At 57.8% G+C, this 2,680-nt stretch carries 2 rRNA genes; both read right to left on the bottom strand.

Annotation, left to right across the window (positions count from 1 at the left end):
- Positions 1 to 20: 20 nt before the first annotated feature.
- Positions 21 to 137: ribosomal RNA gene (gene rrf, locus ACVWXE_RS14300) — 5S ribosomal RNA — on the bottom strand.
- 55 nt (positions 138 to 192) lie between these two features.
- Positions 193 to 2,680, bottom strand: a 23S ribosomal RNA gene (locus ACVWXE_RS14295); the annotation flags it as partial.

Here is a 2,680-nt window from a genome sequence, read left to right as displayed (position 1 = left end):
TGATTGGGTTAGGGTGGTGGGCCTGGCACCGAGCTAGGTTGCCAGCAGGTCGCCCTGCCAGTAGGTTCGCCGCTGATGCGTTTCACGTCCGAGTTCGGGATGGGTCGGCGTGGTTCCACATCGCCATAGGCACCAGGACAATACTAGCCACCCTGAAAGCTGCATAGCCAAGCGGTAGAACAACCGGTGAATCAGGTCAAGCGGACGGTCTATTAGGACCCCTCGGCTGCATGCATTGCTGCACTTCCACCTAGAGCCTATTGCCGGGTCGTCTTCCCGGGACCTTCACAGAGGACTCATCTTGAGGTGGGCTTCCCACTTAGATGCTTTCAGCGGTTATCCTCTCCGCACATGGCTACCCAGCGTCTACCGTTGGCACGATAACTGGTACACCAGCGGTGCGTCCCTCCCGGTCCTCTCGTACTAGGGAGAGCTCCTCTCAATCCTCTTGCGCCTGCACCGGATATGGACCGAACTGTCTCACGACGTTCTGAACCCAGCTCACGTACCGCTTTAATGGGCGAACAGCCCAACCCTTGGGACGTACTACCGCCCCAGGTTGCGATGAGCCGACATCGAGGTGCCAAACCTCCCCGTCGATGTGAACTCTTGGGGGAGATCAGCCTGTTATCCCTAGAGTAACTTTTATCCGTTGAGCGACGGCCCTTCCACTCAGCGCCGTCGGATCACTAAGGCCGACTTTCGTCCCTGCGCGACTTGTAGGTCTTGCAGTCAAGCTCCCTTCTGCCTTTGCACTCTACGGCTGATTTCCAACCAGCCTGAGGGAACCTTTGCACGCCTCCGTTACCTTTTAGGAGGCGACCGCCCCAGTCAAACTGCCCACCTGAAACTGTCTTTTCCCCCGCTGCCGGGCGGAAAGTTAGAATTCTAGCTCTGCCAGAGTGGTATCTCACCGGCGACTCCCCAACCCCCGCAAGGATTGGTTCTCCGTCTCCCACCTATCCTGCGCAAGCAAAGCCCGAACCCAATTCCAGGCTACAGTAAAGCTTCATAGGGTCTTTCTGTCCAGGTGCAGGTAGTCCGCATCTTCACAGACAAGTCTATTTCGCCGAGTCCCTCTCCGAGACAGCGCCCAGATCATTACGCCTTTCGTGCGGGTCGGAACTTACCCGACAAGGAATTTCGCTACCTTAGGACCGTTATAGTTACGGCCGCCGTTCACCGGGGCTTCGGTCGCCAGCTTCGCTTGCGCTAACCGACTTCCTTAACCTTCCGGCACTGGGCAGGCGTCAGCCCCTATACGTCGTCTTGCGACTTAGCAGAGACCTGTGTTTTTGGTAAACAGTTGCCTGGGCCCTTTCACTGCGACCAGCTTGCACTGGCACCCCTTCTCCCGAAGTTACGGGGTCATTTTGCCGAGTTCCTTAGAGAGGGTTCTCTCGCGCCCCTAGGTATCCTCTACCCACCCACCTGTGTCGGTTTCGGGTACGGGTGACAACTTTCATCGCCTACGAGCTTTTCTTGGCACTACCCTCAGCCACGCGGAGTCCGTAGACCCCTCCCAATCCAGTCAGGGTGTGGCCTGCTCTTGTGCGTCCCTCTTCAGCTCCAGTTGTCAGTCAGGGAATATCCACCCTGTCTCCATCGACTACGCCTGTCGGCCTCGCCTTAGGTCCCGACTAACCCCCCGCGGACGAGCCTTCCGGGGGAACCCTTGGGTTTTCGGGGCATTGGATTCTCACCAATGTTTGCGCTACTCAAGCCAACATTCTCACTTCCGCCTCGTCCACGTCTGCTTCCGCTGACGCTTCACCCTACTGCGGAACGCTCCCCTACCATCACCATCCACAACTTCGGCGCATCGCTTAGCCCCGTCCATTTTCGGCGCAAGGGCGCTTGACCAGTCAGCTGTTACGCACTGTTTAAAGGGTGGCTGCTTCTAAGCCAACCTCCTGGTTGTCTGGGCACCCCCACCTCCTTAATCACTGAGCGATGGCTTGGGGGCCTTAGTTGGTGGTCTGGGCTGTTTCCCTCTCGACGATGGAGCTTATCCCCCACCGTCTCACTGCCGACTAACCCTGGCGTATTCGCAGTTTGGTTCGATTTGGTACAGCTCTCGCCGCCCGCACCGATTCAGTGCTCTACCCCACCAGGTACCTGTCGACGCTGCGCCTCAACGCATTTCGGGGAGAACCAGCTAGCTCCGGGTTCGATTGGCATTTCACCCCTAACCACAGCTCATCCGATGATTTTTCAACATCAACCGGTTCGGCCCTCCACTTGGCTTTACCCAAGCTTCAGCCTGGCCATGGTTAGATCACCCAGGTTCGGGTCTACAGCATGGGACTCTCGCCCTCTTCAGACTCGGTTTCCCTTTGGCTCCGGCATTCCCGCCTTAACCTGCCCCACGCTGTAACTCGCTGGCTCATTCTTCAACAGGCACGCGGTCACCCGTTCAATCGGGCTCCCACTGCTTGTAGGCACACGGTTTCATGTTCTGTTTCACTCCCCTCCCGGGGTTCTTTTCACCTTTCCCTCACGGTACTGGTTCGCTATCGGTCACGCAGGAGTATTTAGCCTTACGAGATGGTTCTCGCCGATTCACACGGGATTTCCCCTGCCCCGTGCTACTCGGGATCCGGCCGGCGCCTTTGAGCTTTCGGCTACAGGACTTTCACCTTCTCTGGTGCAGCATTCCAGCTGCTTCCCCTAGCCCGCC

It is taken from the genome of Thermostichus sp. MS-CIW-41 (assembly GCF_054058915.1).
This window is presented reverse-complemented; position numbering and strand designations above follow the sequence as displayed.